4 protein-coding genes are annotated in these 6,067 nt (G+C 62.3%); 3 read left to right on the top strand and 1 reads right to left on the bottom strand.

The window, feature by feature from the left end; translation table 11 throughout:
• Nucleotides 1–1,521: toll/interleukin-1 receptor domain-containing protein (locus ABSG20_RS27265; protein ID WP_423867585.1), on the top strand; the 1,521-nt coding region annotated here is incomplete at its 5' end.
• The gene (locus ABSG20_RS27260; protein WP_423867584.1) at nucleotides 1,518–4,745 is read left to right on the top strand and encodes a tetratricopeptide repeat protein; all 3,228 of its coding nucleotides are present in this window, start codon (nucleotides 1,518–1,520) and stop codon (nucleotides 4,743–4,745) included. The genes ABSG20_RS27265 and ABSG20_RS27260, both read left to right, overlap by 4 nt.
• A 19-nt stretch (nucleotides 4,746–4,764) precedes the next feature.
• Here ABSG20_RS27260 and ABSG20_RS27255 read toward each other — a convergent pair whose 3' ends face one another.
• Entirely contained in the window at nucleotides 4,765–5,460 is a 696-nt protein-coding gene (locus tag ABSG20_RS27255) for a glutathione S-transferase N-terminal domain-containing protein (RefSeq protein WP_423867583.1), read from the bottom strand.
• A 135-nt stretch (nucleotides 5,461–5,595) separates the two neighbouring features.
• Between ABSG20_RS27255 and ABSG20_RS27250 the strand changes: the two genes are divergently transcribed.
• On the top strand, nucleotides 5,596–6,067 hold a 472-nt coding region (locus tag ABSG20_RS27250), incomplete at its 3' end, for a uroporphyrinogen decarboxylase/cobalamine-independent methonine synthase family protein (RefSeq protein ID WP_490338342.1).

Here is a 6,067-nt window from a genome sequence, read left to right as displayed (position 1 = left end):
GAGGCGACTGTGGCCGATATTTTTATTTCTTATGCGCGGGATGATGACCTTCCACCGCCGGACAGGCCGGAAAAGAAAGGTTTTGTGACGTTTCTTGACGAGGCCATTCGTTTTGAATTCAAAGATTTGGGGCCGGAACGACCCAAGATTTGGCGAGACACAAGGCGTATTGCGGACGGGGCCCAGTTCACTCCGGAAATCGAGGAGGCGCTGAAAAGCGCGGCCCTGCTGCTGGTTGTCCTCTCGCCGAACTGGAAGCACTCGACGTGGTGCAACAGGGAACTTGAAACCTTCGCCAGGTACCATGGTGGTGAGGGTCTTCGCGACCGCATCGTCGTGGTCAGCAAGCGTTATGTCGATCCCAACGATCGTCCTCCACCGCTGCAGGGTCAAAGCGGCTTTGCGTTTTACATTCGGAACGAGGATCCGGAGGAAATCGCCGGGGATATCGAGTTTTTTGACCGCGGCGAACCCTGCGACGCCAGATATTGGGAAAAACTGAAGGCGCTGGCCGCTTACCTGGTGCGACGCAAACCTGGCCCGCCGCCGCCGCCAGCCTATCCTCCCACGGGCCGGACCATCTATGTGGCAAAGCCTGCCTCCGACATGCGCGCGGGATATGATCGCATTGTCTCCGAACTCATCGGCAAGGGCCATACGATCGTTCCCTCGCCCGGCGAGGAGGTGGCGCTCGAGAGTGCGGTTGCCGTCATCGATGCCGCGCTTTCGAAAGCCGAGATATCCGTCCATCTTTTGGGCGAAAAGGCCGGCGAAGCGCCGGAAGACCAGCTTCCGATGGTCAAGCTTCAGCTCGCGCGGGCGGCGGCGAAATCAGCCGGCGACGGCGATGGCCGGTTTCATCGCCTGATGTGGGCACCCAGCCTGTGGACCGTTCCCGCCGACGCCAGCCAGCCGGCGCGCGAGACGACCCGGCGTCCGCTCGATGTGTTGGCCCGGTTTGACAGCCAACTGCCTGCCGACAAGGTCGAAGGCGACAGTCTCAGCAAATTCGTCGACTTCCTCAATCAGCACCTCGTTGCCATCGCCCAGCCGCGATCGCAGGCCACGCCGTTGCCCGAAGTCAGCGGCGACCTGCGGCTGTTCCTGTATCATTCCCAGGAGGACAGTGATTACGCGCTCAATCTGGCCCAGGCGCTGCAGCAGCGGCAACTGGAGACACTGCTGCCGGCGTTCGAGGGGCCCGACGCCGAGATCAAGAGTTTCAACGGCAAGCAGCTGGCGGAGTGCGATGCCGTGATCCTGTGCTGGGCGCAGGCCTCGGAGGTCTGGGTGCGCGCGCAGGCGAGCGGCATGCGCAACTGGCACGACCTCGGCCGATCGCAGCCCTTCTTTTATCGGGCGGTGGTCGCGGCGCCGCCACCAGGCAACCGGAAAAAGGCGGGCAAGCTTCTATTCCCGCGCAGCGAGATCGATCTCGTCGTCGATCTCTCCGACCAGACCATTCCGACAGCCGACCTGCTCGACGGCCTGGTGCCCGCCCCCCGCGCCAACGCGCCATGAACGCCCCACTGCAGCTGTCGACGGTTTCGGCGGAGCATCCTTTTCCCGGCCTGCGGCCTTTCGCCTACCAGGATCACGCCTATTTCTTCGGCCGCGAAGAACAGACCTACGCGCTCTACCGGCTGATCGATCGTTTCCGCTTCATCGCGGTGGTCGGAAGCTCCGGCAGCGGAAAATCGTCTCTGGTGCGGGCCGGACTATTGCCGCTGCTCGATACCGAGACCGGCGAACCGGGCGGCCGCAGCTGGCTGTGGCGCGAAATGCGCCCGGGCGATGCGCCGTTGCCGCGATTGACAAATCTGCTCGCGAGTTTTTCGATCGATGACGATCCGATGGTGGCCTCGGGCCGGCGCGACCGCATCGCCGCGCAACTGAACCGGTCAAGCTTCGGAATATCCGAAGCCTTGGCCGAAACCAATGACGTCGCCGGCAAATCGCTGGTGCTTGTGATCGATCAGTTTGAGGAGCTGTTCCGCTACGCCGCCGTCTCGGCGCGGGGCGATCCGAGCGGCAATGAGGTGCGCGCACGCGACGAAGCGACCCAATTCGTCCAGCTGCTGCTGGAAGCGAGCCGGGCTCCGGTCAACAAGATTCACGTCATGCTGACGATGCGCTCGGATTTCATCGGCGACTGCGCCCGCTTTCACGGGCTGCCGGAAGCCGTCTCGGCGGCGCAGTTCCTGGTGCCTTCGCTGACCCGCGATCAACTCGACGAGGTGATTCGCCAGCCGGTCGAGAAAGCCGGGGCGACGATCGACCCGGAACTGGTCGAACGGCTGTTGAATGACTGCTCCACCGAGATGGATCAGCTGCCGGTGCTGCAGCATTGTCTGTCGCGGCTATGGGAGGAAGCGGGCAAAGCGCCGGCTTCGACCTCGGCGACATTGATTGTCGCGCCGGATGCCGTACCCGCCACACAGCCAACCACTTCGCTGCAGGTTGCCGCGCGGCGACTGGCGCTGCCCCACTATCGTGCCATCGGCGAATTCGCCAATGCCTTGTCGCAGCATGCCGATGAAATTCTGACCGATCTGCCGGGACCCACATTGCAGCTTGCCGTCGAGCAGACATTCAGCGCGCTGTCCGAACTCGACAAGGAAGGCCGCGCCATCAGGCGGGCATTGCGGTTTTCACAGCTGGTCGCCGAAACCGGCGTCGACGACGCGGCGGTGCGCCAGGTGCTGGACCGGTTCCGCGCCGATGATTGTTCGTTCCTGACGCCCTCGCGTTTCGAAGTGAAGGAGTTGACGGCGACGACCCGCATTGACGTCGGGCACGAGGCGCTGCTGCGACGCTGGGAGAAGGTCAGCGGTCGCGGGGCGGAACTCGGGTGGCTGCGCGCCGAGCAGCTCGCCGGAGAACGTTATCGCGGCTTACTGGCGATGGCCGAAGGTGACGATGCCGTGCTGCCCGCCCATCTCGTCGACGAACGCTGGGCCTGGTGGAGGGCCCGCCCGCGGACGGAAGCATGGGCGGAACGGTACGGCGGCGGGTTCGAGCGCGTCCTGCGCCTGCTCCTGGTGTCGCGGCGGCGGCAGAGCCTCAAAAGATGGTTCAGCGCGGCCATGTTCGCGGTGGTCGCGGTAACCGCCGTGGCCATGTTCTTGTTATGGCAGAACGCCGTGCAGGCGCAAAAAAAGGCCGAGCAGGCCCAAGCCGAGGCGAATTCACGCCGCAAAGACGCACTGCAGGCAACACAAACCTCGATCGGACGATTGGCGGGATTCCTCAACGATGGCACCTTGCGAGCGGCCGGCGCACAGCGGTTCCTTGACGATGCGCAAGCAACGCTGGACCAATTATCGAAGGCCGGCGGCCATTCGCCGGAAATATCGGAAATCGAGATATCCCTGCTGCACGGTGTTTCCGACGTGAAAGACGCGCTCGGAGATCACCAGAGCGCGCTCGATTCCGCCAACGAAGCGGAAAGGCTCTCGCAAACCTTTGTCGAAAAATATCCTAACAATCCCCGGTTCAAGTTCCTGCTCTATGCCAGCGAATTCCGGGTTGGCGATCAGCTGGCGCGAAAGATCCATGACCCGGACGCCATGGGCAAAGCAGAACAGGAGTATCTCGCCGCCGTCGACATCGCAAAACAGCTGGTATCGAGCAATCCTGAAAACCTTCAACATCAGCACGAGGTTCTGGTCGCGCTCGATAAGGTTGGCGATATGTATTGGTACCGCAAGGATTGGCAGGGAGCGATCGACTACTATAATGCCGGATTGAAGATCGCCCAATCCGTCGCGGCAAGATATCCAGACGATATCGCAACACAAAAAACCAGGATTGCGCAGCTTTACAGCGCAAGAAACCAGCCAGGCGATGTGCAGGCCGCCCTTTTGGAGTATCGCTCGGCACTGGGGATCCAGACCCAGCAATTGAACAAAACTCCGGACAACGCGTCGCTGATTTCCAACATGGCAATGACCCATCGGCGCATCGGCTTGCTATTGAAGGATAAACCCGACGAAGCGCAGCGCGAATTCAAGGCCGCAGTCGAGGACCGCCAGAAGCTCTATGAAGATGACCCGGGAGACATGCTGTGGCGAACCGGTTTGGCCAGAGACGAGATGCTGCTCGGCGACACACTGATGCAGAAGGGAGATTGGGGCGCGGCGCTGCAGAACTACAAATCGGCGACTCAGATGGCTGAAGAGATCGTTTCAACCAATCCGACCGAACCCGGATGGCAAGACAATCTTGCCGCGCTCAATGTCAAGCAAGGCGACGCCTTGATCAATCGCGGCGACGAAGTCCTGGCTCATCCCGAGCCGGTGCAGGACGAATCCTCGCGGCTCATCGCGAATGCGCTCGCGCGCTATCAGGCGGCGGCAGCCGAGTACGCGAACCTCGCCAAGGCGGGGGACCCCCGTTATGGCGATTTGTTCGACGTCCAGATCAAGATCGGGGATGTCCTGGTTCGGCAGAACAAATACAGCGAGGCGCTCGCCGCCTATCAGGCCGCGGCGGCGACGGCTCCGCAAGCCGCGCCCACCCAGATCGTTGATTTGCAGATCAGGCTTTCGGTCGCGCTGGAGCAGGCCGGTGGGCTCGCCCATCAAGGCGGCGGTCAGGGCGGAGCCGATGCCGTGGCTTTTTATCAAAAAGCGCTCGATGCACTCGACGCCGCGGCGAGCAAGGCGCCGGACAATCAGGACCTGCAAGCGAGGAAGGCCACGCTGACCGTGAAACTTGCGACGCAGCGCTCCGCCGTGCGCTGAGATCATGACCTGGGTTCGGTCATGATCTCAGCGCCTTGGCGGCTTGCCCGAACATGTTTCGCCGCGCCTCTTCGTCGAAAGGCGCCTTTTCGAATTTGCCGATGGCGAGGCCCGCCTGCACCTTGGGACGCGCCCGGACCTCGGCATACCAGCGCTTGACGTTGGGATAATCATCGAGCGTAAAGCCCTGCGCCTTGTGGGTCATGGTCCAGGGAAAGCAGGCAATATCGGCAATCGAATAGTCGCCCGCCACATAGCGCCCGGTTTTGCCGAGTTGGCTGTCGAGCACGCGATAAAGCCGCGCCGCCTCGTCGCGATAGCGTTCGATGGCATAGGGAATTTTCTCAGCCGCGTAGAGCGCAAAATGCCCGTGCTGGCCGAGCATGGGACCGAGCCCGCTCATTTGCCACATCAGCCATTGCGTGACGTCGGACCGCGCGCGCATCTCCTGCGGCAGCAAACGGCCGGTCTTGTCGGCCAGATAGATCAGGATCGCACCGGTCTCGAACACCGAAAACGGGCCGCCGCCGTCGGCAGGCGCGGAATCGACGATCGCCGGAATGCGGTTGTTGGGGCTGATCGCGAGAAATTCCGGCTTGAATTGCTCGCCGGCCCGGATGTTGACGGGAATGACCGTGTAGGGAAGCCCGAGCTCTTCCAGCATGATCGAGATTTTCCAGCCGTTCGGCGTCGGCGCGTAGTAGAGATCGATCATGGCCCTATCCTGAAAGCATGCTGCCGATATCCTAGCCGCTGGGCCCGGCCTGTTCCAGCGAGCTTTCCTGGCTTGTCGGGCGCATGGCGAACATGGCACACATTCCCTCAATCAGAACCGTCCGGGAGGCCCGACATGCTGTTTCCAACCACGATTGCCGGCTCGCTGCCGAAGCCGGAATGGCTGGCCGAACCCCACACGCTATGGGCGCCGTGGAAAGCCCAGGGTGAGCAATTGGCGCGCGCCAAACGCGACGCCACCCTGCTGGCGATCAAACTGCAGGAAGATGCCGGGATCGACATCGTCACCGAAGGCGAGCAGTCGCGCCAGCATTTTGTCCATGGCTTTCTGGAGCAGATCGACGGTATCGATTTTGCGCACAAGGTCGAGATGGGAATCCGGAAAGACCGCTACAAGGCGATGGTGCCGCAGGTGGTGGCGCCGCTCCGGCTCAAGGGCCGCGTCCATGCCGTGGAGGCCCGCATCGCCCGCACCCATACCGCGCGCCAGCTGAAATTCACCCTGCCCGGCCCGATGACCATCATCGACACCATCGCCGACCAGTATTACGGCGACCGCGTCAAGATGGCGTTCGCCTTTGCCGAAC

It is taken from the genome of Bradyrhizobium sp., from assembly GCF_049512235.1.
Classification (GTDB): Bacteria; Pseudomonadota; Alphaproteobacteria; order Rhizobiales; family Xanthobacteraceae; genus Bradyrhizobium.
The sequence above is the reverse complement of the archived record's forward strand: the minus strand, read 5'-3'. Positions and strand labels throughout refer to the sequence as shown.

Bases quoted from the DNA above. Each gene is read 5' to 3' on its own strand.
- ABSG20_RS27260 (WP_423867584.1), top strand. From the start codon at position 1,518: ATGAACGCCCCACTGCAGCTGTCGACGGTTTCGGCGGAGCATCCTTTT.
- ABSG20_RS27255 (WP_423867583.1), bottom strand. From the start codon at position 5,460: ATGATCGATCTCTACTACGCGCCGACGCCGAACGGCTGGAAAATCTCG.